Annotated in this window: 21 protein-coding genes; 6 read left to right on the top strand and 15 right to left on the bottom strand. The window is 49.2% G+C overall.

Annotated elements, in window-relative coordinates:
- Window positions 1–58 precede the first annotated feature (58 nt).
- A complete protein-coding gene (locus H8K27_RS08205) occupies window positions 59–610 on the top strand; it encodes a lipocalin family protein (protein WP_186862645.1) in 552 nt (183 codons plus the stop codon).
- A gap of 81 nt (window positions 611–691) precedes the next feature.
- On the opposite strand, the gene H8K27_RS08200 is transcribed toward H8K27_RS08205, so the two are convergent.
- Together H8K27_RS08200 and H8K27_RS08195 are read right to left on the bottom strand one after the other, a co-directional pair.
- Window positions 692–1864 carry a CmpA/NrtA family ABC transporter substrate-binding protein gene (locus H8K27_RS08200; protein ID WP_230419016.1) on the bottom strand — a complete coding sequence of 391 codons (1173 nt, stop codon included), beginning with the start codon at window positions 1862–1864 and terminating at the stop codon, window positions 692–694.
- A gap of 433 nt (window positions 1865–2297) precedes the next feature.
- Window positions 2298–2954 (bottom strand): ANTAR domain-containing response regulator, encoded by a 657-nt coding sequence (locus H8K27_RS08195; protein WP_186862643.1) that lies wholly within the window; start codon window positions 2952–2954, stop codon window positions 2298–2300.
- 221 nt (window positions 2955–3175) lie between these two features.
- On the opposite strand from H8K27_RS08195, the gene H8K27_RS08190 reads away from it, so the two are divergent.
- From H8K27_RS08190 to H8K27_RS08175, 4 genes are all read left to right on the top strand, one after another.
- Window positions 3176–3472 (top strand): FeoA family protein, encoded by a 297-nt coding sequence (locus tag H8K27_RS08190; RefSeq protein WP_186862642.1) that lies wholly within the window; start codon window positions 3176–3178, stop codon window positions 3470–3472.
- On the top strand, window positions 3469–5355 hold the full coding sequence (feoB, locus tag H8K27_RS08185; protein ID WP_186862641.1) for a ferrous iron transporter B: 1887 nt from the start codon (window positions 3469–3471) through the stop codon (window positions 5353–5355). The genes H8K27_RS08190 and feoB overlap by 4 nt, the downstream gene beginning before the upstream one ends.
- A gap of 2 nt (window positions 5356–5357) precedes the next feature.
- A complete protein-coding gene (locus H8K27_RS08180) occupies window positions 5358–5615 on the top strand; it encodes a hypothetical protein (protein ID WP_186862640.1) in 258 nt (85 codons plus the stop codon).
- Window positions 5616–5739: 124 nt separating this feature from the next.
- Window positions 5740–6345 carry a hypothetical protein gene (locus H8K27_RS08175; RefSeq protein WP_186862639.1) on the top strand — a complete coding sequence of 202 codons (606 nt, stop codon included), beginning with the start codon at window positions 5740–5742 and terminating at the stop codon, window positions 6343–6345.
- A gap of 70 nt (window positions 6346–6415) precedes the next feature.
- On the opposite strand, the gene H8K27_RS08170 is transcribed toward H8K27_RS08175, so the two are convergent.
- Window positions 6416–8017: an ABC-F family ATPase gene (locus H8K27_RS08170; RefSeq protein WP_186862638.1), complete on the bottom strand. Its 1602-nt coding sequence runs from the start codon at window positions 8015–8017 to the stop codon at window positions 6416–6418.
- Between the two features lie 314 nt (window positions 8018–8331).
- Here H8K27_RS08170 and H8K27_RS08165 point away from each other — a divergent pair, with 314 nt between their 5' ends.
- Window positions 8332–10014 (top strand): sensor domain-containing diguanylate cyclase, encoded by a 1683-nt coding sequence (locus tag H8K27_RS08165; RefSeq protein ID WP_186862637.1) that lies wholly within the window; start codon window positions 8332–8334, stop codon window positions 10012–10014.
- Window positions 10015–10174: 160 nt separating this feature from the next.
- Here H8K27_RS08165 and H8K27_RS08160 read toward each other — a convergent pair whose 3' ends face one another.
- The 12 genes from H8K27_RS08160 to tmk all read right to left on the bottom strand — a co-directional run bounded on the left by H8K27_RS08160 (window position 10175) and on the right by tmk (window position 23139).
- Window positions 10175–12253 carry a 3-hydroxyacyl-CoA dehydrogenase NAD-binding domain-containing protein gene (locus tag H8K27_RS08160; RefSeq protein ID WP_186862636.1) on the bottom strand — a complete coding sequence of 693 codons (2079 nt, stop codon included), beginning with the start codon at window positions 12251–12253 and terminating at the stop codon, window positions 10175–10177.
- Window positions 12254–12404: 151 nt separating this feature from the next.
- The gene (locus H8K27_RS08155) at window positions 12405–13112 is read right to left on the bottom strand and encodes an ABC transporter ATP-binding protein (RefSeq protein ID WP_176801866.1); all 708 of its coding nucleotides are present in this window, start codon (window positions 13110–13112) and stop codon (window positions 12405–12407) included.
- Window positions 13109–13876, bottom strand: a complete 768-nt coding sequence (locus H8K27_RS08150) for an ABC transporter ATP-binding protein (RefSeq protein WP_186862635.1) — start codon at window positions 13874–13876, stop codon at window positions 13109–13111. The genes H8K27_RS08155 and H8K27_RS08150 overlap by 4 nt, the downstream gene beginning before the upstream one ends.
- Window positions 13873–15159 (bottom strand): branched-chain amino acid ABC transporter permease, encoded by a 1287-nt coding sequence (locus H8K27_RS08145; protein ID WP_186862634.1) that lies wholly within the window; start codon window positions 15157–15159, stop codon window positions 13873–13875. The genes H8K27_RS08150 and H8K27_RS08145 overlap by 4 nt, the downstream gene beginning before the upstream one ends.
- A gap of 3 nt (window positions 15160–15162) precedes the next feature.
- Window positions 15163–16110, bottom strand: coding sequence for a branched-chain amino acid ABC transporter permease (locus H8K27_RS08140; RefSeq protein WP_186862633.1), 948 nt, complete (start codon window positions 16108–16110; stop codon window positions 15163–15165).
- Window positions 16111–16205: 95 nt separating this feature from the next.
- The gene (locus tag H8K27_RS08135; RefSeq protein ID WP_186862632.1) at window positions 16206–17465 is read right to left on the bottom strand and encodes a branched-chain amino acid ABC transporter substrate-binding protein; all 1260 of its coding nucleotides are present in this window, start codon (window positions 17463–17465) and stop codon (window positions 16206–16208) included.
- Window positions 17466–17562: 97 nt separating this feature from the next.
- Complete coding sequence (locus H8K27_RS08130) at window positions 17563–19221, bottom strand: 3-(methylthio)propionyl-CoA ligase (protein ID WP_186862631.1); 1659 nt, start codon at window positions 19219–19221, stop codon at window positions 17563–17565.
- Window positions 19222–19536: 315 nt separating this feature from the next.
- Complete coding sequence (locus H8K27_RS08125; protein ID WP_186862630.1) at window positions 19537–20457, bottom strand: 23S rRNA (adenine(2030)-N(6))-methyltransferase RlmJ; 921 nt, start codon at window positions 20455–20457, stop codon at window positions 19537–19539.
- Window positions 20458–20536: 79 nt separating this feature from the next.
- Window positions 20537–21040: a GNAT family N-acetyltransferase gene (locus H8K27_RS08120; RefSeq protein ID WP_186862629.1), complete on the bottom strand. Its 504-nt coding sequence runs from the start codon at window positions 21038–21040 to the stop codon at window positions 20537–20539.
- Between the two features lie 3 nt (window positions 21041–21043).
- Window positions 21044–21424 carry a PilZ domain-containing protein gene (locus tag H8K27_RS08115; protein WP_408058425.1) on the bottom strand — a complete coding sequence of 127 codons (381 nt, stop codon included), beginning with the start codon at window positions 21422–21424 and terminating at the stop codon, window positions 21044–21046.
- 18 nt (window positions 21425–21442) lie between these two features.
- A complete protein-coding gene (gene holB / locus H8K27_RS08110; protein WP_186862627.1) occupies window positions 21443–22492 on the bottom strand; it encodes a DNA polymerase III subunit delta' in 1050 nt (349 codons plus the stop codon).
- Window positions 22489–23139 (bottom strand): dTMP kinase, encoded by a 651-nt coding sequence (gene tmk, locus H8K27_RS08105; RefSeq protein WP_186862626.1) that lies wholly within the window; start codon window positions 23137–23139, stop codon window positions 22489–22491. The genes holB and tmk overlap by 4 nt, the downstream gene beginning before the upstream one ends.
- Window positions 23140–23159: the final 20 nt, after the last annotated feature.

The following is a 23159-nucleotide window of genomic DNA, read 5'->3' as shown; positions in this document are numbered from 1 at the left end:
TGTTAAGTGCTGCGCGGCACCGTGAATCCGACTGACCTATCTACAAAGGAGAAATCAAATGCCCATATTGCGCCGACTGTTTTGTCTGAGCCTGCTAATCGGGCTCGCCGCCTGCTCGACCAACCCTCCTCCCGGCATACATGTCGTGGGTAATTTCGACATTCAGCGTTATGCCGGACGCTGGTATGAAATCGCAAGGCTGGATCATAGCTTTGAACGCGGCATGAGCGATGTCAGTGCCACCTATACCTTGCAACAGGACGGTAGCGTCCAGGTGCTGAATCGTGGCTATCAGGAGTCTGAGTCGAAATGGAAAGAGGCGGTTGGCCGCGCCTTATTCAACAGCACGCCCGATGTGGCTTCGCTCAAGGTATCCTTCTTTGGCCCATTTTATGGTGGCTATCATGTTATTGCGCTGGATCCGGATTATCGCTGGGCGCTGGTGGCCGGTAATGACAATAGCTATTTATGGATACTGGCGCGCGACAAGCAACTGCCGCAGACTACCATAGACCATCTGCTCGACCAGGCCAGACAAGCCGGCTTTGATACTCAGGCTTTGATTTGGATAAAACAAAACAGACAGCAGCCGGTGGAGCGGTCGCAATGAGCATTAAGTCCGTTTTCAGCTGATTCTATAGTTGATCACAGGAGAGCATCGATCAGTTCAGGGGATCGTGTCTGGATGGGATTATCCGGCTCTGATTTTGAAAGAAGCTGCATAGTCTGCTGGATTTTTTCCGTCCCATATCGTGCCATCCATCAGTTTACTGCTGCGCATTTCGTCTTTTGGCACATCCACTTTCGCCATCGCTGCGGCATCTTTATAAATATCGATCCTGTTGACTGATTTGGCAACGGCCAGATAATCCGGATCAGTTTTCAATAAACCCCAGCGTTTATGCTGAGTCAGAAACCACATGCCATCAGACAGGTAAGGGAAATTTACGGCTCCATCGTTGAAAAATTTTATGTGATCAGAGTCATCCCAGACTTTACCCAGTCCATTCTGATAGCGTCCCATGATGCGCTGCCTAATCACCTCCACTGAGGTATTGACATAGGCGTTGTCAGAGATCGTCTCAGCCATTTTGGCTTTATTGGAGAGTGAAGCATCGATCCAGCGCCCCGCCTCGAGAACCGCAGCAGTAACGGCGCGCGCAGTATGGGGATATTTGTGGATAAAATCGGCCGTTGTGCCAAGCACTTTTTCCGGATGGTCATTCCAGATTTCCTGAGATGTTGCTGCAGTAATGCCGATGCCATCGGTAATGGCACGATGATTCCAGGGTTCCCCGGCGCAGTAGCCATCTATATTGCCAACGCGCATATTGGCAACCATCTGCGGCGGCGGAATGGTGGTGACTTTCGCTTCTTTCATAGGGTGAATTCCATGTGCAGCCAGCCAGTAGTAAAGCCACATCGCATGCGTGCCGGTTGGAAAAGTTTGGGCAAAAGTGTATTCACGTTTCTCACTGGCCATCAATTTTGCCAGTCCTGCACCATCGGTAGCCCCCTGCTCTGCCAGTTTCCGGGATAAGGTAATGGCCTGCCCGTTATTGTTGAGCGTCATCAGTACCGACATATCTTTTTTTGCACCACTCACACCCATTTGCACGCCATACAGCAAACCGTACAGCACATGAGCTGCATCCAGTTCTTCGTTGATGAGTTTATCGCGGATACTTGCCCAGGATGATTCTTTGGTCGGGACGATTTTGATGCCGTATTTTTTATCAAATCCCAGCACGGAAGCCATCACCACCGAGGCGCAATCCGTCAATGGAATAAAGCCTATCCTTACCTCTTCTTTTTCGGGTTTATCAGAGCCAGCTACCCATACGCCACCACCTGATAATCCCATGATCCCGGTTCCTGCCAGTGCTCCAGCACTATGAATTATGCTGTGATGCTGCTGATCAATATCCGACAGGTTTGACTGAATATCACTCTGAACAGGATGCTGTGGAGGTAATTTGGGCTTTTTCATTTCTGTACTCTATTTGGATATGCTTTCGAAATACAAAAATGTATTTGTTGATCTGGCATCACCGGTAAACAGACACCTTTGTCTGAATCAGGCTGCCACCGTTAGTCGCGCTGCACATTGACACCATTATTAAGATCAATCCGAGTACTGCAATTGACGTGCCAGCTTCGGGGTGTGAATTTCGAGGCTGACATACCGTGTTTTGTGAGAATCGATTCGGTAATGCGCACCGGAATTGTGCGATGCACTAAATTGCATGCGTTCAGAGTGCGCCCAAAAATGGTGGAGATTTGAGGAGGTAAGCGAATCAACCGAGTAAGTCTGCAATATCCAGAATTCTTTCGGCTACCTGAACCAGTTTCAGGTTTTTTTCCATAGCCTGTTTGCGAAGCCGTTGATAAGCCTCATTTTCAGAGAGCTGATGACGCTCCATCAGGTAGCCTTTGGCGCGCTCAATGGTTTTGCGCTCAGCAAGACGCGCTTTGGTGTCAGATAATTCGTTGCGCAGCTTCTGTTCTGCTTCAAAGCGGGCGATTGCAACGTCTAATACCGGCTTAATGCGTTCAGACTGCAGGCCTGCAACCACATATGCTGAGACACCAGCCCGCATGGCAACAGCCAGTTGTGATGGATTGCCATCTTCGGTAAATAAAACAATAGGACGCGGCGCTTCGCTGGTAATCAGGACCATATGTTCCAGCACATCCCGTGCGTCGGATTCGGCGTCAATAATGATCATGTCGGGCTGCAGTTGTGCAATCCGATCTATCAGATAGATATCTCCGGGAATCGATGCAATGATGTTGTATCCGGCTTCCAGTAAACCAATACGCAATGCCCTTGAACGAGCCAGTTGAGCCTGAACGCTGGAATCATGCTCGTCCTCTTGCGGTGGCAGTGTATTGACGACGACAATCCTCAGGTTTGATGAAGATGATGGCGTCCCTTCTGGTGGTGGTTTCATGTTAGCTACGGTCATTGAGATTGCAATGCACAGACACTGCCAAACATAAGCAAGAATTACACCAGAAGCAGGAATATTATCCTTCAGTGCCTATAGTTTAATCGAGATCAAGAATCCTCTCTCTTACTGATGAGCATTGCTGGTAATGATTGAATCATAATCGATATTGATATATATTCTCATTATCATTCAAGATTCTCTCTTTCACGCATCCATATACTATGTCAGATCTATCCAATCATGCCGACGGATGTACTACGCTGGATCGCCTTCAGGTCGGGGACTCTGCCGAGGTGACTGACGTATCCGGGCGCGGACAGTCTGTTCCCGGCGCCATGGCGGATATCACACGTCGCCTGAAGGAACTCGGGTTTGTGCATGGTGAGAAAATTAAAATACTGCACAAAGGTTACTTTGGCGGCGAACCGGTCGCAGTGCGGGTCGGGCAATCTACTTTTGCTCTCAGGAATTTTGAAGCCGCACTCGTGGGCGTAATCAAGCATGGACGTATCGGATGACTTCGCATTTATCAGTATCCCCAAGAATCGCGCTGGTTGGCAATCCAAACTGCGGGAAAACGGCGCTGTTTAATCGTTTGACAGGGGCAAGGCAGAAAGTTGCTAACTATGCCGGCGTCACCATTGAGCGCAAAGAAGGAAAATTCACCGCGCCGAATGGACGTCACTGGCATGTTCTTGATTTACCCGGAACCTATAGCCTGCATGCGATTACCCCTGATGAAAAAATCACCGAAGAAGTCATTACCGGGCAGCGTGCAGATGAATCCTTACCAGATGCTGTCTTGTGTGTGGTTGATGCCACCAACCTGAAGCGTGGCCTGCGTCTGGTTTTCGAGTTAAAGCAGCTTGATTTACCTGTGATCCTGGCCGTGAACATGATGGATGTTGCCAGGAAGCGCCATATTCACATTGATATCGCCGCCTTGCATCGCCTGTTAGGCATTCCGGTAGTTGAGACAATTGCGGTGGACAGCAAAGGTGTTGATGCTCTGCTGGTGCAACTGGAAAGTCTGGCGCAATCGCTTCCAGTATCGACAGCGCCACAAAAGCGGATGCCGGTGCAGTCTCCGGAAGCAATCCAGACTGCAGTGAATCAGGTTCTGGATGTCTGTGTTACCACGGAAACTCAAGAGACAGTGGAAGCGCTCCCATTAAGTTACCGGATCGACCGCTGGATTTTGCATCCTATATTAGGTCCTGTAATTTTTGCGGCGCTGATGTTCCTGGTATTTCAGGCTGTTTTCGCCTGGGCTCAGCTCCCGATGGAAATCATCAAATCCACGATGGAGCAGCTGGGCAGCCTGGTGGAAGCCAATATGTCGGAAGGTATGCTTCAGGGTTTGCTGGTGAAGGGCGTGATTGGAGGCGCCGGCAGCGTACTGGTATTTTTGCCTCAGATCGTGATTTTATTCTTCTTTATCCTCGTGATGGAAGATTCCGGTTATTTACCGCGTGCAGCGTTTCTGCTTGACCGCATTATGGGCAAAGTAGGTTTATCCGGACGGGCTTTTATTCCTCTGTTATCCAGTTTCGCCTGTGCCATTCCTGGCATTATGGCAACGCGGACGATACAGAATCCCCGGGATCGTCTGGTGACGATCATGATTGCGCCTTTGATGACCTGCTCCGCCAGATTGCCTGTATATGCGCTGGTGATTGCCGCATTTATTCCCGAAAAAACTGTGCTCGGCATACTGAGCCTGCAAGGACTGGTGCTGTTCGCTTTATACATTGCCGGGATCGTTTCTGCGATGCTGGTAGCACTGGTTTTCAAACAAAAATGGGGAAAAGCGGAGCAGCATCCGTTAATGCTCGAATTGCCTGATTATCGCCTGCCAAATTCCAGAAATTTAGTGCTGGGATTATGGGAGCGGGTTAAGATTTTTACGACACGCGTTGGCACCATCATTCTGGCGCTAATGGTCCTGCTTTGGTTCCTCAGCAGTTTTCCGGGCGCCCCGGACAACGCGACGCAACCTGCAATCTATTACAGTATTGCTGGCAGACTGGGGCGCTTATTGGAGGTAATTTTTGCACCTATCGGCTTTAACTGGCAGATCTGTATTGCACTAGTGCCAGGGCTGGCAGCGCGGGAAGTTGCCGTAGCGGCGCTTGGCACTGTCTATGCACTATCGCAATCGGGAGAAGAACTTAATCGCGCACTGGAGCCATTGATTGCGCAGTCCTGGAGTTTACCAACCGCGTTATCCCTGCTGGCCTGGTATGTGTTTGCACCACAGTGTATTGCAACGCTGAGTGTAGTCCGGCGCGAAACCAACACCTTGCGTTACCCTCTGCTGATGGCGGGATATCTGTTCAGTCTTGCTTACCTGGCTTCGTTGCTGACCTATCATCTGGCACGCTATTTTATAGGGAATTAATTATGCAAACAGCTTTCACCCTGATGTTATTGCTGATAGCAGCCGGCTACCTCTTGCTGAAGTGGATGCCGTCGTCTGTTCAGCAAGGCATCATGCACAAGGTGGGACAAAAATACCCGGTCATCGCAGCTCATCTTGCCAGCGCGACCAAAGCGTGCGGCAGCTCATGTTCTTCATCATGCCATGGCTGCGATACGCAAAAAACATCCGAGCAGACAACGGATCAGAAGCCTGTAATATTTATCAGGAAAATGAAATAAATCAATTCCAACGCAACGCTTCCTGTGAATAATTCTAGGCAGCCAGGTAACGGTGATGTATCCTCCAGAGAAAGAATAGTCAGTTTTAATGACATCAAAAATCGTCCGGAGACTCACGCGTAATATGTTGAACAGTATTTATGATAAAACGGATAAAGGCCGGGAAGAAATAGCAACCCGCAAATATCATTTGCCCAGCAGATTGCGCAGCTTGCTGGTAATGGTGGATGGGAAGCAAACGGCCGCAGATCTGCTGAAAAAAGTAGCCACTCTGGGGCTCGATGAAAACAGCATCCAGGATCTGATCGATCAGGAATTAATCGGCATAACTGTCAGCGCAGAGCTCCCCCCTGCGCCATTGGCTGATGCACCGACAGCAGATGCCGCTGTCTCCGTCGCACCTACCAACGATACAGTTTCTGCAACAAATACCAGCCTAGGTATATCTGCATCTGATGCAGAAAAATTTCAGGCGATCTATCACTTCTTTAACGAGACCATCAAAAGCACATTGGGATTACGCGGCTTTGCACTTCAGATGAAAGTGGAGCGCGCTACCACATTAGATGATTTCAAAAACCTCAGACAAGCCTATGTTGAGGCGGTGTTGAAACACAAAGGACGTGAGATGGCGCGCAGTTTGCGCGACCGGCTGGATTTTTTACTCTATGAGGGTAAGCAGCAAACGGATACATTGCTGAATAACAGTGATCTCAATCTGAGTGAGTAAAGCATAGCATCACAATCATTTTATAAAAAAGCCAGGAAAATTCCTGGCTTTTTTATTATGCAGTCTGATTTTATTCGATACCCTGACTGGTCAGGTACTCTTCGTAGCTGCCATGGAAATCAATAATTTCATTTTCTTTGATCTCCAGCACACGGGTCGCCAGCGAAGAGACGAATTCCCGGTCGTGAGATACGAAAATCAAGGTGCCGGCGTACTTTTCGAGCGCGATATTCAGGGATTCAATCGATTCCATATCCATATGATTTGTTGGCTCATCCATCAGCAGTACATTATGCCGCCCCAGCATGAGTTTGCCGTACATCATGCGTCCTTTTTCACCGCCCGACAGGACTTTCACCGATTTTTTCACATCGTCGCCGCCAAACAATAAACGTCCGAGAATCGAACGTACTGCCTGATCGTCATCTCCCTCCTGCGTCCATTGCCCCATCCAGTCAGTCAGATTTTTATCGGCGGAAAATTCTTCCGTCGGATCTTGTGGCATGTAACCGACATTCGCATTTTCCGCCCATTTAACGATGCCGTGATCAGCCTGCAGGTGACAGACATCATTACCGCCAATACAGCGCAGCAAGGTAGTTTTACCGATACCGTTTGCACCGATAATCGCAATCTTTTCACCAGCTTCCACCATCAGATCGATATTCTTGAACAAAGTACGATCATAGGCTTTGGTCAGTCCCTGCACTTCGACAGCAAGACGATGCAACTTCTTTTCACCATCAAAACGAATGAACGGATTCTGCCGGCTTGATGGTTTGAATTCTTCAATCTTGATCTTGTCGATCTGCTTCGCACGGGACGTTGCCTGACGTGCCTTGGATTTATTGGCAGAAAAGCGGCGCACAAAATCCTGCAACTCAGCTACTTTTTCCTTTGCCTTGGCATTATTCGCCATTTGCTGAGCCCGGGCCTGAGAGGATGCCAACATATAGTCATCATAGTTGCCCGGATAAATTTTCAGAGTTCCATAATCCATATCTGCCATGTGGGTGCATACCTGATTCAGGAAATGGCGATCATGAGAGATGATAATCATGGTTGAATTTCGCTGATTCAGAATATCTTCCAGCCAGCGGATGGTATTAATGTCGAGGTTATTCGTCGGCTCATCCAGAAGCAAAATATCCGGATTCGAGAACAATGCCTGCGCCAGAAGGACACGCAGTTTCCAGCCTGGTGCGACAGCACTCATCGTCCCCTGATGCTGATCAATAGGAATGCCGACACCCAACAAGAGTTCACCAGCCCGGGCCTCTGCCGTATAGCCATCATATTCTGCAAACCGGGCTTCCAGATCTGCAGCCTTCATATAATCTTCGTCGGTCGCTTCCGGATTGGCATAAATGGCATCGCGCTCGGACATGGCTGCCCACATCTCGGTATGTCCCATCATGACGACGTCGAGTACACGCATGTCCTCATAGGCAAACTGATCCTGGCGTAATTTACCGAGCCGTTCATTCTGATCCAGCATGACGGTACCGGATGATTGTTCCAGATCGCCGCCCAGAATTTTCATGAAGGTCGATTTGCCGCAACCATTAGCACCAATCAGGCCATAACGATTGCTTTCGCCAAACTTGACAGAGATGTTTTCAAACAGCGGCTTGGGGCCGAACTGCATGGTGATATTTGCGGTCGATAACACTGTGAACCTTTTGTGAAGAGAAATGAATAATTAACCGCACATTATACCATTCAGCACAAACTGAAAAATGACTTACTCAGTCGCCCAGGCAGACAACCTAAGTATTGCAATCAGGGGGATACCGATGAAAAATCAGTTCGGCAGCAAACAATGTGCTTTTTTAAAAAAAAGTTAACCGAAAGATATTTATAAATAAAAAAGAAAGCCGACTTTCCGACCCGACCCATTAATTTTGTTGCAAAATATTAATGTAGTGAAATTTAAATCATATTTTTCGACTATCATAAGACGAGAAAACCATCAGGAGAAATCTGGTGAAGCTGAAGCCGCGCCCTCTGCATACCATCATCGTCAGCTCGTTTATTGCCTTGGTTTTATTGCTTGGCTTTCCGACCTATCTCTATATCAACAAAATTCATACCGATCAGCTGATCAGTGATCGTGGTGCCGTATTGCGCACGCTGGCCAAAGGTACGGCTACCGTTTTGGCGAAAAACATGAAAGAACGCCGCCGGGAAGTCGAACTATTGGCGCAAACCCCATTGTTTGTCCAGGCGTCGCTGGATAGCAAAGAGTTTGATGCCAGTCTGGCACGGCTGCATCGTTCTTACGCCCATTATTCCTGGATCGGGCTGACCGATACGCACGGTAAAGTCTTGCATGCAACGAATGATCATTTACTCGGTACGGACGTCAGTGCAAGGCCCTGGTTTCAGCATGCCAGCCAGGAAGTTTATGTGGGTGATTTACACGAAGCAAAATTGCTTGCAGGCTTACTGCCCAATAAAACCCATGAGTGGCCTGTTCGTTTCATTGACTTCGCCTCTCCGGTTTACGATGAAAGTGGAAAATTGCGGGCAGTGTTGGGGGCTCATGCACATTGGCGCTGGACCGCCGAAGCCGTCAGTGAAGTCATGCCAGAGGGTGCCGCCAAGCGGAAAATAGAGATCTTCATCGTCAATGGCAATAACGAAATCATCTATCCAGATCATCCTGAAAAAATGCCTGGCAATCCAATGGCACCCAAAGAATTGAAAGGTGATGACTCCACTTTTGATAACTGGGGCGGAAAGGATAGTTACCTGACGACTGTTGCAAACGTCGGTGAGCCAGTGGCCGATGGAAAATGGCCTCTAGGCTGGAAAGTCATGGTGCGTCAACCACGGAGCCAGGTCTTGTCTGAGGTGGATAATCTGGAAAAAGATATCACTCTGGGTCTTGTTGCCGTTGGGCTGATATTCATTTCACTGGCTTGGTTACTTGGTCACTTCATCAGCCGTCCAATTATTCAGCTGGCAAAAATAGCCAAGCAAGTATCCGGTGGCGACGAAACAATTCAGTTCAATGTTTCTGCAAACAGTCGTGAACTGAAGGAATTAAATTCTGCCATTGAAAATATGGCCGTCACGCTCCTGGCGCGGAAGCATGCCCTGGAAGATGCCAATCGCGATCTGATGTCGACTGTTGCAGAGCGAACGGCAGAACTGGAAGCCGCTAACAATGAGCTGAGGCAACTAGCCCGGCGCGATACGCTGACTGGTTTGCCGAACCGACTGGCCGCAAAGGAACAGCTCTTGCATGAATTCAACCGGATGATACGCAGTCAGGAGCCTTATGCTGTACTGATGATGGATATCGATTTTTTTAAGCGGGTGAATGATACTTACGGACATGCGACCGGCGATGCCGTGCTGACGCATGTCGCAACGCACATCCAGGCATCGCTGCGTAAAACAGACTTCGTCGGGCGGATTGGCGGGGAGGAATTTCTGGTGATCCTCCCTATGACGAATCATGCCGGCGCAATGAGTATTGCGGAGAAAGTGCGCGCTCATATTGAATCGAGTCCTGTTGATCCGGTAGGCAAGGTCACCGTCAGTATCGGTGTTTCAGTTGCAGCACTGGATCAGTCAGACGCCGAAATGGCAGTCAGACAGGCCGATCAGTACTTGTACAAGGCAAAGCAAGCGGGCAGGAATCAGGTCGCATCGGTGTGAAAATAAAAAAAGCGCAATACTAAATTGCGCTTTTTGACCACACGTTTTTTTATTTTTTGCGTAACGTTCTTATCAGACTAAGCCAATATTCCGCCACTGATTATGATGAATCATCAATAACGGAATATTACTTTGCCCATTTCGTTTGCGAACCCTGCTGTTAGTTAAACGTTTTTCCTTCTGCGGCCAGTTTAGCCAGCAATGGCGCAGGTTTCCAGGCATCGCCATGACGACCCTTGGCATATTTTTCCATTGCCATGACAACGTTAGGAAGCCCGACAGTATCGGCATAGAACATCGGACCGCCAGTGTGCAGTGGGAATCCGTAGCCAGTCAGATAGACCATATCGATATCCGAAGCCCGGGTTGCAATGCCTTCTTCGAGGATATAAGCCGCTTCGTTGACCAAAGCATAAATCAGACGCTCAACAATTTCTTGGTCAGAAATTTTGCGACGTGTGATTCCGAGATCTGCAGAATGCTTCACGATCATATCGTTCACCACGTCAGATGGATAAGCCTTACGATCGCCCGGTTTATAGTCGTACCAGCCTGCACCGGTTTTCTGGCCAAAACGCCCCATTTCACACAGTAAATCGGCTGTTTTGGAGTAAGTGATATGTGGCTTTTCAACATAGCGACGCTTACGGATATACCAGCCAATGTCATTACCTGCCAGATCACCCATCCGGAATGGCCCCATGGCGAAGCCGAGTTTCTCTACCGCTTTATCTACTTGTTCCGGTGTGCAACCCTCTTCCAGCAGGAAACCTGCCTGGCGGCTGTATTGTTCAATCATCCGGTTACCGATGAATCCATCACACACTCCGGAAACCACGCCGGTCTTTTTGATTTTTTTAGAAATCGCCAATACTGTTGCCAGTACATCCTTGGCAGTTTTTTTGCCGCGGACGATTTCCAGCAATTTCATCACATTTGCCGGGCTGAAGAAGTGCATCCCGACGACATCCTGAGGGCGTTGCGTAAATGCGGCAATTTTGTCGACATCCAGTGTCGACGTGTTTGATGCAAGGATCGCGCCCTGCTTCATCACGGAATCCAGTTTTTTAAATACCTGTTCTTTAACGCCCATGTCTTCAAAAACGGCTTCAATCACCAGATCCGCCTGGGCGATATCGTCATAGCTCAGGGAGCCAGTGATCAGGCTGACACGCTGATCAAATTTCTCCTGCGTCAGCTTGCCCTTTTTAAAGGTATTCTCGTAATTTTTACGAATGGTTGCGAGCCCTTTATCCAGCGCTTCCTGTTTCATTTCAAGGATTTTGACGGGAATGCCCGCATTGGCAAAATTCATCGCAATACCACCACCCATCGTACCCGCACCGATCACGGCAACGGATTTAACCGGACGAACTGGCGTATCTTCCGGAACATCCGGCAATTTGCTGGCTGCGCGCTCTCCAAAGAAGGCGTGGCGCAATGCTTTTGATTCGGTGGTTTGCACCAGATTTAAAAACAGGTCGCGCTCAAAACGGATGCCATCATCAAATTTTTTGGTGACTGCTGCAGCAACTGCTTCCACGCATTTCAACGGCGCCGGGAATGGACCAGCCATTGCTGTGACCGTATTCCGGCTGAACTGCAGAAAAGCCTCGTAATTTGGATAATCAATTTTGATATCGCGTACTTTAGGCAAAGGCCGGACATCTGCAACCTGATTTGCAAACGCAATAGCGGCTGTCATCAAGTCACCTTCTGCAAGGTTGTTGAACAGAGCCGTTTTAGCAAGCTTTTCTGATGCCACCGGCGTGCCGGAAACAATCATATTGAGCGCCAGTTCCAGTCCGACGACACGAGGCAGGCGTTGTGTACCGCCGGCACCAGGAAGGATTCCAAGTTTTACTTCAGGCAAAGCGATGTGCGCACCAGGACTAGCAATACGGTAATGGCAGCCCAGCGCCAGTTCAAGTCCGCCGCCCATACAGACAGTGTGAATCGCCGCGATGACTGGCTTGTCTGCCGATTCAATCACATTAATCACCGTGTGCAGACTTGGTTCCGCAAAAGCTTTCGGAGAATTGAATTCTTTGATATCGGCACCACCGGAAAACGCTTTCCCTGCGCCAGTGATGACAATCGCTTTAACTGCCGGATCATTCAATGCCTGCCTGACACCTTCAACGATTGCATGTCTTGTGGCGTGCCCCAAACCGTTAACGGGAGGGTTATTCATGGTAATGACGGCGATACTGCCATCAACTTTGTATTCTGCGCTCATGTCTCTTCCTAAGGTTGAAATACGGATGGAATGATTGTCCGACGCCAGGCGTCAGCCGAGTGGGCGATGTCACACACAAACCTGACTATAACTCAAAAATAGTACGATCGTATTATTTTTTTGAGTTTTCTTGAAAAACCCAACAGCTTCTCTACACCTCCAGCCATTCCTGCCGGATTTTTTCGTTGGCGCGCAAATCGTCCGGCGTACCTTCAAACACGATACTGCCATGTCCCATCACATAAACACGCTGAGAAATTTCAAGTGCAATCGCCAGTTTCTGCTCTACGAGCAAAACCGAAACGCCACGGTTTTTCAGTTCTTTCAGATACTCGCCCACCAGCTCGACGATTTTTGGGGCAAGTCCTTCAGTCGGTTCGTCAATCATGATCAGATCAGGATCTCCCATCAGCGTCCTGCACAGCGTCAGCATTTGCTGTTCCCCTCCTGACATCACTCCTGCCGGAGTATTCCGCCGCTCTTTCAGTCTCGGGAACATCTGGTACATATCCTCCATGCTCCAGCGCGGTGTTCTGTTCTGACCAGACTTTTCTCCGAGAATCAGGTTTTGTTCCACAGTCAACGTGGGGAAAATATCCCTGTTTTCAGGCACGTAACCCAGTCCTTTATGGGCAATCTGGAACGCCTTCAGTCCGATCATTTGCTCACCTTTGAACAAGACAGAGCCGGTTGCATGCACCTGCCCCATTGTTGCCTTAACCGTGGTGGAACGACCAACACCATTGCGTCCGAGCAGACTGACTATCTCACTCTGGTTGACGTGCAAATCCACACCGTGCAACACGTGGCTCTTGCCGTAGAAAGCATTTAAATCCTTAATCTCCAGTAATGCGGTCATGCATTCACCTCCACCGGCGCGTGGCCGCCCAGATAAGCGTCTTTCACTTTTTGATTGTTCCGTATGTTTTGTGGCGTGTCGCAAGCAATGACTTCTCCGTACACGACGACAGCAATTTTATCGGCGAGCCCAAAAACTACGCTCATATCATGTTCAACCATCAGTAAGGTTTTCCCTACAGTCACTTTACGGATCAGTTCAACAGCAGCATCGGACTCCGATCTGCTCATACCGGCAGTCGGCTCATCCAGCAAAATGACATCTGCACCGCCAGCGATCGTGATACCGATTTCCAGTGCCCGTTGTTCCGCATAAGTCAGCAGCCCTGCTGTAACATCCCGGCGACGTTTCAGCCCGATTTGCTCCAATACCGCTTCTGCGCGTTCGTGCGCATCCTTCAGTCCATTGAGTCTCTGCCAGAAGGAGTATTGATATCCGAGAGACCAGAGTACAGCACAACGCAGATTTTCATAGACGCTGAGGCGGTGGAAAATATTCGTAATCTGAAAGCTGCGCGATAATCCACGACGATTAATCACATAGGGGGGGAGATTTCTGATACTTGCGCCATTCAGCAGGATATCGCCTGAGCTGATGCCGAATCGTCCCGAGATCAGATTGAACAAAGTGGATTTTCCGGCGCCGTTCGGACCAATGATCGCAAAGCGCTCGCCTTTCGGAACTTGCAGATTAGCGCCGCGAATAATTTCAGCACTGCCAAAACTTTTTCGGACGTCTTGTAACTCAAGAGAAAAATCACTCATGCCTGCGCCCTCCGCATTGCTTCCTCAATTTCCGTGTTGACTTCACCGGATATTTTTTGAAACGGTGCCTTAAACAGGATAAAACCAATCGCTCCAACCAAAATACATGACAGGGAAATACCCCATGACGCTGGCGCAGCTGAGTTCACCTGGAAACCAAGCAATGTTATCACTGGATTCTGCATCGATTCGAGAGAGAGCTGGTACAACATTTCTATCGACATAATCAATCCCGCCAGAGCAATCAGCGTCGACAGCAACAATTTCCAGAGTGCTGGCCAGACGCGACCAAACTTGGAAAATTTGACCAACCGCACATTCAACATCAGGATGCTGGCAATACCGCCCGGCGCATACATGACGATCAAGATGAAAAAGATTCCCAGATAAAGTTGCCAGGCCTTCGTGAAATCGGACAACATCACGGTCAGGAAAACACCGAGGACCGCACCGATCAGTGGTCCAAAAAAGAACCCGATTCCACCGATAAATGTGAATAGCAATACGGCTCCTGAGCGAATTGCACTGACATTTTCTGCCGTCACAATTTCAAAATTAATCGCCGACAGTCCACCGGAAATGCCGGCAAAAAATGCAGACAGAATCAGTGTCAGATAACGCACCCATTGTGTGTCATAGCCAACGAATTCAGCACGTTCCGGATTGTCGCGCACCGCATTAATCATGCGCCCCAGCGGGGTCTGGGTAAACGCAAACATCGCTGCAGCACTGATAAAAAGCCAGAACGCAATCAGGTAATAAACCTGAATTTGCGGACCATAGCTAATGCCCATGACAGCTTGTCCGATCACGCGATTGGTCGATATGCCACCCTCCCCTCCAAAAAATTTGGGAAACATCAGGGAACAGGCAAACACCAACTCCACCATGCCCAGCGTAATCATTGAAAAGGTTGTTCCTGATTTTTTGGTGGTGACATAACCAAACAGAATGCCAAAACCCATGCCTGCGAGTCCGCCGACCAGTGGAATCAATGTGACAGGAATCGGAAGACTACCATCCGCCGCCAGATTCATCGCATGGATCGCAAAAAAGGCTCCCAGGCCTGAATAAACAGCATGACCAAAAGACAGCATCCCCCCCTGTCCGAGCAGCATATTGAAAGACAGCCCGAATATCATCAGCGTACCCATTTGTGACAACAGGGATAGCGCTGCACCTTCATGAAAAATAACCGGAGCCATGATCAACACCAGAGCAAAACTGCTCCAGACTAACCAGCGGCCAAGATGAAGAGGTTTGTAGTGAAGCGTGTTATTCATTGTTTAGCCCTCACGTGTTCCGAGTAAACCACGAGGTCTGAAAATCAGGATCAGAACCAGCAGCAGATATGGCATGACTGGCGCAATTTGCGCAATCGTGAGCGTCAACAGCGCATACAGTGGTGACGTGGCACTTACCAGCACCCCGAATTGGGACAGCAGGCTGGCAAACGAATAATCCAGTGCAACGGCAAATGTCTGCAAAATGCCAATCAGCAACGAAGCGACGAAAGCGCCGGCCAGAGACCCCATTCCTCCGACAACGACGACGACAAAAATAATGCTGCCTAATGTTGCGGCCATACCCGGTTCAGTGACAAATGCATTCCCTCCCACAACGCCAGCCAGGCCTGCGAGGGCACAGCCACCGCCAAACACCAGCATGAAGACCCGCGGGACATTGTGTCCCAGAGCCTCTACGGCATCCGGATGCGTGAGTGCTGCCTGAATTACCAGCCCAATGCGCGTGCGGGTCAATACCAGATAAATTGACAGGAGCATGATCAGTGCCACCAGCATCATGAATCCCCGGTAAATCGGAAAGGTCGTTGTGTAGAGTGTGAACAGCGGTCCGTCCAGTGACGCAGGTATGGCATACGGTACGCCGGCCCGCCCCCAGATCAGCTGAACCACTTCCACAATCACGTATGACAATCCGAATGTGAAAAGCAGTTCTGGAATATGCCCATATTTATGCACCGAACGCAGACCATATCGCTCGACCAGTGCGCCCAGTATGCCGACCAGCAGTGGTGCCAGGACAAGAGCCGCCCAGAAACCTAAAACACTGCTCAGCATATAGGCGAAATAAGCACCAAGCATATAAAAACTGGCATGAGCAAAATTGAGTACGCCCATCATGCTGAAAATCAGGGTAAGCCCCGATGACAGCATAAACAGCAGCAACCCGTAGCTGACGCCATTCAACAAGGTAATGAGGGTAAATTCCACAGCGAGATCCTTTTCAGCGATTTCTATGAACGACCGTACTATTTTCAGACAAAAAAAGAGAGTCAGTGCAGATTGACTCTCTTTTTAAATACCGATTAACCAGGGCGTTTCATCTGACATGAAGATGGCTGAGAGGCGACAAACGCATCAATTTTTTGATTTGTTTTCCAGCCCAGGCCTGTATTTTCCTGATCGTATTTCACATCTTTACCGTTGACCTTGACCCAGGTTGCGATATACAAAGGTTGCTGCAACTGGTGATCAAGTTTACGCATGACGACCTCGCCGTTCAGGCTCTTGAAGGTGGCGCCTTCGAGTACCGGTGCCACTTTCACGGGGTCTGTCGACTGTGCTTTTTTGACTGCCTGCGACATGGCGGTAATGATGGAATAAGTCGCCATGGAGTAATAATCGTCTTTATATTTGGCTTTAAATCCTTCGACAATATCTTTTCCGGCGAAGGTTTCGTTATTGACATTCCAGTAGCCAACATACTTCACATGATCGATACCGGCACCACCCATTGCCGTCGGGACACCAGTTGTGGAAGCGTAATAAGTATAGAAATTGGCTTTCAGATCGGCATCTTTGGCAGCCTTAATCAATAAAGCAAGATCAGCGCCCCAGTTTCCGGTGATGACCGTATCCGCTCCGGAAGATTTGATTTTCGCGATGTATGGGGAGAAATCTTTAACCTGGCCGATAGGATGCAAATCATCGCCCACGATCTGGATATCAGGACGCTTGCGCGCCAGGTATTCTTTGGCGGCGCGTGTTACCTGATGGCCAAAGGAATAATTCTGCCCAATGATATAGACCTTCTTGATATTCTTATCCGCTGCCATATAGGTGGTCAGCGCTTCCATTTTCATATCCGAATTGGAGTCAAACCGGAAATGCCAGTAGCTGCATTTGCTGTTGGTCATATCCGGGTCTACGGCAGCGTGATTCAGATAAATAATTTCTTTACCGGGGTTGCGCTCATTGTGTTTATTGACCGCGTCCAGCAATGCCAGGCCAACGCCGGACCCATTTCCTTGGGTGATATAACGAAATCCCTTATCAATCACGGTTTTCAATACATTCAGCGATTCCTGTGGACTGCCTTTATTGTCGAACCCCACAACTTCAAATGTATTATTGCCGGCCCATTTTTCATTATTTGCTTTTTCGGCGATATATTGAAATGAATTCAGAATATTTTGCCCAACCGGAGCGAATGGTCCGGACAACGGGTCAATATAAGCAATTTTGATCGTATCCGCCATGGATGCCTGAGCTGTCAGCACGAATGGAATGGCGGATAATGCGGCTGCGACGAAAGATGCACGTAGTGGGGATGATTGGAATTTCATTGTCTCTCTCCATTTTTTGAGTTGGAAATTATGTACCCTGCGAACTTGTCTGGCATTGACCGTCTTATGCGGTCTTCATCATGATCTTGCTGAGTTTTTAGAGCTGGGCTGTCGGCAGTTTGTGCTCCTTAAATTGTTCTCTGAGTTTGTTTTTTAAAATTTTACCTGTCGCCCCTAATGGTAAAGCGTCGATAAACACCACATCATCAGGCAGCCACCACTTAGCTACTTTACCTTCAAAAAAATGTAAAAGCTCTTCTTTTGTGACTTCAGCTCCCTGTTTTTTGACAATCAATAATAATGGGCGCTCATCCCATTTCGGATGGTAGATACCGATACATGCGGCCTGCAACACGGCCGGATGCGATACGGCGACATTCTCCAGATCAATCGTGCCGATCCATTCACCGCCAGACTTAATCACGTCTTTGCTGCGATCAGTGATCTGCATATAACCATCCGCATCAATCGTCGCCACATCTCCGGTTGGAAACCAGCCGTCTTCCAGCACATCGCCGCCCTCACCTTTAAAGTAGGAGCTAATGATCCACGGCCCTTTGACCAGCAAATTCCCGTAGGTGGTGCCATCCCAAGGCAATTCTTTGCCGGAATCATCGACAATTTTCATGTCAACGCCGTACAGTACATGACCTTGCTTGGTCAGGATTTTTTCCCGATCTTCCTCACTCAGCGCATTGTGCCTCGATAACAATGTACAGGCCGTGCCCAGCGGCGACATTTCGGTCATTCCCCAGGCATGTACGACCTCGACGTTGTAGGTATGACGGAAGGTCCGCATCATCGCTGGCGGGCAGGCAGAACCGCCAATCACCGTGCGCCTGAAGCTGGAAAACTTCAGATTGTTCTGCCCTACGTAGGTCAGCAGACCGAGCCAGACAGTTGGGACTCCGGCTGAAAAAGTTACCTGTTCCTGTTCAAATAATTCGTACAAGGATTTACCATCCAGATGAGGGCCGGGAAAAACCAGTTTTGCGCCAGTCAGCGGTGCGGAATACGGTAATCCCCAGGCATTCACATGGAACATCGGCACCACCGGAAGCACTGAATCACGGGCTGAAACATTTAATCCGTCCGGCATAGCCGAAGCATAAGAATGAAGAATCGTAGATCGATGGGAGTACAGGGCGCCTTTCGGATGTCCGGTGGTACCGGATGTGTAGCACAGGCTGGAGGCGGAATTCTCATCAAATTCCGGCCAGATAAACTGATCGGAATTACCTTCAATCAGGTCTTCATAGCACAACAGGTTCGGAATGCCGGAATCAGCAGGAAAATGATCACGACCGCACATCATGATGAATGCTTTGACGGTCGGACAATGTGTTGCGATCGCCTGGATAATTGGCAGGAAAGTGATATCGAACAACAGGTACTGGTCTTCTGCGTGATTGACGATATAGCTGATCTGCTCGGGATGCAACCTGGGGTTGATGGTATGCAGCACAGCCCCGGAACCCGATACGGCGTAATAGGCTTCCAGATGACGGTAACCGTTCCATGCCAGCGTCGCGATCCGGTCACCGATCTGAATACCAAAACCAGCAAATGCATTGGCCAGTTTTTTAGCGCGCCGGTGGCACTCGGTATAGTTGTAGCGGTGAATATCGCCTTCAACACGTCGCGAAACGATTTCATTTTTTCCGAAATAACGATCCGCATGCTGAATAATGCTGGAGATCAGCAAAGGCTTATGCATCATTTGGCCCATTAACGGACTCATCGGGTAAGCTGACATTTGTTCTCCTGAAATTAACTGCCTAGTGATTTATTTGTTTTTTTCAGAGTTTGCTGAATTTTATTCTTGAACGATTTTTGTACGACCGTACTAATCCGTCAATCACTATTTTTCTTGCGGCGCAACATAACGCATTCAAAAAAAGGATTGTCATGACATTTAAGCAGAATGATTAAGGAAAATAAGCGTTATTGCGATGCGCAAAAATGACGTTATGAATGAAGCAACAGAAAGCAAAAAACGGAAACTGGCAGTGTGATTACTATCCAATTCCCGTTCTTTAAAGGGTGACCAACTATCAGGATGATGCCGGGATCAGGACCTTGCCGGTCGACTTCCTCCGGAAGAAACCGGCACACCGGCTTCCAGCGTAAAATGCGCTCCCTTGTCCTTGCCCAATGCGGCAACCAGATAAGGCATCACTTCTTTCAGTGTCGCAGCCAGTGTCCAGGGTGGATTCAGGATGAACATGCCGCTGCTATGCAGGCCAAATCCGTCTGGTGATGGTCCGCTGATTGATAACGTGACATTTAACCAGTCATTACAGTCAATGCGCTTCAACTTTTCTGGCAGTTGGCGTGACTCGGGGCGTTGCAATACCGGATACCAGATTGCATAGGTTCCTGTAGAAAAACGTTTAACTGCGTCTTCCAGCGCCACCCTGACGCGGCGATAATCATCTTTCACCTCATATGGCGGATCGATCAGCACGATTCCCCGACGTGAAGGTGGCGGCAATAAGGCTTTCATACTCTCAAAGCCGTCAGCATCAGAAATGATGATGCGCTTTCCCCGTACTGCCGGCCGGTGCCCCTGCTCGGCTGCATGGGCATCCATTTTCCGGAAATTCTCACTTAAGACCTTAATTTCACTGGGATGCAACTCAAACAGGCGCAAACGATCCTGCTCCCGCATGATTTTGCTGGCGCAATATGGGGAGCCGGGGTAGTAGCGCATCTTTCCACTCGGATTTAACTCTTTGACGAGCGCCATATAATCAGCCAGCGCCGGTGGCAAGTCTTTCTTTTCCCAGAGCGGCCCAATCCCGGTTTCAAATTCGGCGTTTTTGGTGGCATAGCCGCTGTCAAGAGCGTACAAACCGGCACCGGCATGGGTATCGATGTAGGTGTAAGCGGTATCCTTCTGGTTCAGGTACTGGAGCAGCTGGACCAGGACAAAGTGTTTTAATACATCGGCGTGATTGCCTGCGTGAAAACCGTGACGGTAACTCAGCATAGTGAAATTCCTAAAAAATGAAAGGCAACCTGTTTGAGCAGGTTGCCATGTAGATCTGATACCGGACTGTTTGCCGGGTTCAGGCGACGCGTTTGCCGAGAATAATCAGATCGCGCTCTATACCGTCCAGTGTTGCAACTCTGGGCAGATTGGCCCAGGTTTCAAAACCGAAATGCTCGAATAATTTCAGGCTTGGCGTATTGTGCCCAAAGATAAAGCCTAACAGTGTATGCACCTGAATTACCGGGGCATGTACCATTGCCAGCCTCAGAAACTGCTTGCCCAATCCCTTGCCTCTGGCATTTTCATGCAGATAAATCGACAGCTCCGCTGTTCCTGCATATGCCGGACGTCCGTAAAAGTTGGAGAATGACAGCCAGCCAGTGATTTCGCCATCCTGTTCGCTGACCCATAAAGGCCGGCGATCAGGCGTGTGCTCGTGAAACCAGGTGTGACGTGATTCGACGCTGACCGGTTCCGTATCCGCCGTGACCTCACGTGACGCAATGGTCGAATTATAAATCGCCACAATCTGTGGCAAATCTTCAAAACGTGCAAACCGGTATGAAAAATTTTCTGACATAAATTAAATAGTGTGAGTCGCCCGGTTAGAGCGAATTGCAGCACCCAGCGCTTCCTCAATCCGCAAGCGGATGCGGGTGCCGCTTTCATCATCGGGAAAATGAACGCCGATGCCCTGAGATTTGTTATTGCCGGCACCGGGAGGCGTTATCCATGCGACTTTCCCCGCAACCGGATATTTGGCCGGATCATCCAGTAGTGTCAGGATCAGGTAAATTTCTTCTCCCAACCGGTAATTTTTATTCGTAGGAACAAAAATTCCGCCATTTCTTAAGAATGGCATGTACGCAGCAAACAAGGCTGCTTTTTCTTTAATCGCCAGCGACAGAACTGACGGGCGATTGGGGGCGGCAGGAATACCGGATTCGGATGATAACTCTGACATAGTCATGCTTTCGCTGGTTCAGGCGAAGACGGCAGCATACTCAAGCAACATATCTTCTAAGAATAATTTTGGCGATAAAGGATGGCTCGCGACTGCCTGGCGTTCACTCATATTTTTTAACAAGTTTAGCAAGGCATCTGTTCCGATGCGTGCGGCCAGACTCTTCATCTCTTTTTCGTAGCGGGGATAATACCGGATTCTCTGGCTTTGTTTGTAAGAGAATATATCGTATAACCAGCGCTGCATCCAGCCAATTAAGGCGGGCATTTCCATTTTCTGCATTTTGTCAGCCAGTTTCAGACTGCCATCGACTCCTGGCATACTGAGGTGCCGGAGGAAATCCTCCAGATCAGCATGTGTGTCTGATTGAGCCATCATCAGTGCCGCTAATGGCGCCCCTCCCTGTTGTGCCAGCCAGGTTTCTGCATCGCGGATACCTTGCTTTTTCAGCCAATCCAGTGCAATCCGGTACTCCGGCATCCCGAGTGGAAACTTATGACACCGCGACAAAATAGTCGGCAACAACCGGTCCAGACTGTCAGACACAAGAATAAAAACTGTATCTGCTGCAGGCTCCTCCAGCGACTTCAGCAAGGCATTGGCGGCAGGAATATTCAGGGCTTCTGCCGGATATAAGACAATGACTCTTTTACCTTGCCGGTGCGTTGAAATATTCATGAAGTCAGACAGGGCGCGGATCTGCTGAATCACGATTTCTTTCGACGGCGCCTTACTCGCTTTCGATGTTTTCCCAGTACCTGCAGTTGCGTCAGGGGCATTACCGTCTGCTTCTGTGGTGGCATCTTCTTCATCCATCAATTCGGGCCTGACCCGACGATAGTCAGGGTGACTGTACTGGACAAACCATCCGCATGAAGCGCATTGCTGACAAGCGTGGCCATGCGCATCCGGCTGCTCGCATAACAGTGATTGCGCCATATGTTCTGCAAATACTGTTTTTCCGATACCGCGCGGACCATGGATCAGAAATGCATGTGGCATGCGTGTGCGCAGCGCGCGGAATGCCTGCCATGCCTGATCCTGCCAGTCGAACAAAGGATGTGTCATTGAGCAGGTACTCCACCGTTACTCAGCAAGGCATCAATCAGCATATCAATCTGCACGCGTATTTCGTCTATAGAGCGGGTGGAGTCAATGATGCGGAAACGTTGTGGAAATTCAGCGGCGCGACGCAGATATTCATTACGCGTATCTGCGAAAAAAGTGGCTTTTTCCTGTTCGAATTTATCGAGATCGCGGGTTGCATCCAGACGGGCGCGCGCAACTTCCAGCGGCACGTCAAATAACAGTGTGAGATCTGGCTGCAAGTGCGGATGCACCCATTGCTCCAGCACATTGAGTTTTTCCAGCGACAGATGACGCCCTCCGCCCTGATAAGCGAAACTGGCGTCGGTGAAACGGTCCGAAATCACCCAGTCACCGCGCTTTAAGGCAGGCTCAATCACTTGTGCAATATGCTCGCGGCGCACAGCAAACATCAGCAATGCTTCGGTTTCCAGGTGCATTTTCTGTTGCAGTAAAATCTGACGTAAAGTTTCTCCCAGCGGGGTTCCTCCCGGTTCGCGGGAGCAGATGACTTGTTTGTTTTGCGCCGTCAGTGCCGCCTGCAAACGCTCTGCCACATAATCGATATGGGTCGATTTTCCGGCACCGTCGATGCCCTCAAAGCTGATAAATTTTCCTGAAAATGTCATTGTGTTCTGATCTGGCCGTT

The sequence above is a fragment of the Cognatundibacterium griseum genome (assembly GCF_014284195.1).
Classification (GTDB): Bacteria; Pseudomonadota; Gammaproteobacteria; order Burkholderiales; family Burkholderiaceae_D; genus Undibacterium; species Undibacterium griseum.
This window is presented reverse-complemented; position numbering and strand designations above follow the sequence as displayed.

Coding starts and splice junctions, on each gene's coding strand:
- H8K27_RS08195 (WP_186862643.1), bottom strand. CDS start 2,954: ATGAAACCACCACCAGAAGGGACGCCATCATCTTCATCAAACCTGAGG.
- H8K27_RS08125 (WP_186862630.1), bottom strand. CDS start 20,457: ATGCTGAGTTACCGTCACGGTTTTCACGCAGGCAATCACGCCGATGTA.
- H8K27_RS08190 (WP_186862642.1), top strand. CDS start 3,176: ATGTCAGATCTATCCAATCATGCCGACGGATGTACTACGCTGGATCGC.
- holB (WP_186862627.1), bottom strand. CDS start 22,492: ATGACACATCCTTTGTTCGACTGGCAGGATCAGGCATGGCAGGCATTC.
- H8K27_RS08145 (WP_186862634.1), bottom strand. CDS start 15,159: ATGAATAACACGCTTCACTACAAACCTCTTCATCTTGGCCGCTGGTTA.
- H8K27_RS08120 (WP_186862629.1), bottom strand. CDS start 21,040: ATGTCAGAAAATTTTTCATACCGGTTTGCACGTTTTGAAGATTTGCCA.
- H8K27_RS08180 (WP_186862640.1), top strand. CDS start 5,358: ATGCAAACAGCTTTCACCCTGATGTTATTGCTGATAGCAGCCGGCTAC.
- feoB (WP_186862641.1), top strand. CDS start 3,469: ATGACTTCGCATTTATCAGTATCCCCAAGAATCGCGCTGGTTGGCAAT.
- H8K27_RS08175 (WP_186862639.1), top strand. CDS start 5,740: ATGTTGAACAGTATTTATGATAAAACGGATAAAGGCCGGGAAGAAATA.
- H8K27_RS08115 (WP_408058425.1), bottom strand. CDS start 21,424: ATGTCAGAGTTATCATCCGAATCCGGTATTCCTGCCGCCCCCAATCGC.
- H8K27_RS08155 (WP_176801866.1), bottom strand. CDS start 13,112: ATGACCGCATTACTGGAGATTAAGGATTTAAATGCTTTCTACGGCAAG.
- tmk (WP_186862626.1), bottom strand. CDS start 23,139: ATGACATTTTCAGGAAAATTTATCAGCTTTGAGGGCATCGACGGTGCC.
- H8K27_RS08160 (WP_186862636.1), bottom strand. CDS start 12,253: ATGAGCGCAGAATACAAAGTTGATGGCAGTATCGCCGTCATTACCATG.
- H8K27_RS08200 (WP_230419016.1), bottom strand. CDS start 1,864: ATGGGATTATCAGGTGGTGGCGTATGGGTAGCTGGCTCTGATAAACCC.
- H8K27_RS08205 (WP_186862645.1), top strand. CDS start 59: ATGCCCATATTGCGCCGACTGTTTTGTCTGAGCCTGCTAATCGGGCTC.
- H8K27_RS08130 (WP_186862631.1), bottom strand. CDS start 19,221: ATGTCAGCTTACCCGATGAGTCCGTTAATGGGCCAAATGATGCATAAG.
- H8K27_RS08150 (WP_186862635.1), bottom strand. CDS start 13,876: ATGAGTGATTTTTCTCTTGAGTTACAAGACGTCCGAAAAAGTTTTGGC.
- H8K27_RS08135 (WP_186862632.1), bottom strand. CDS start 17,465: ATGAAATTCCAATCATCCCCACTACGTGCATCTTTCGTCGCAGCCGCA.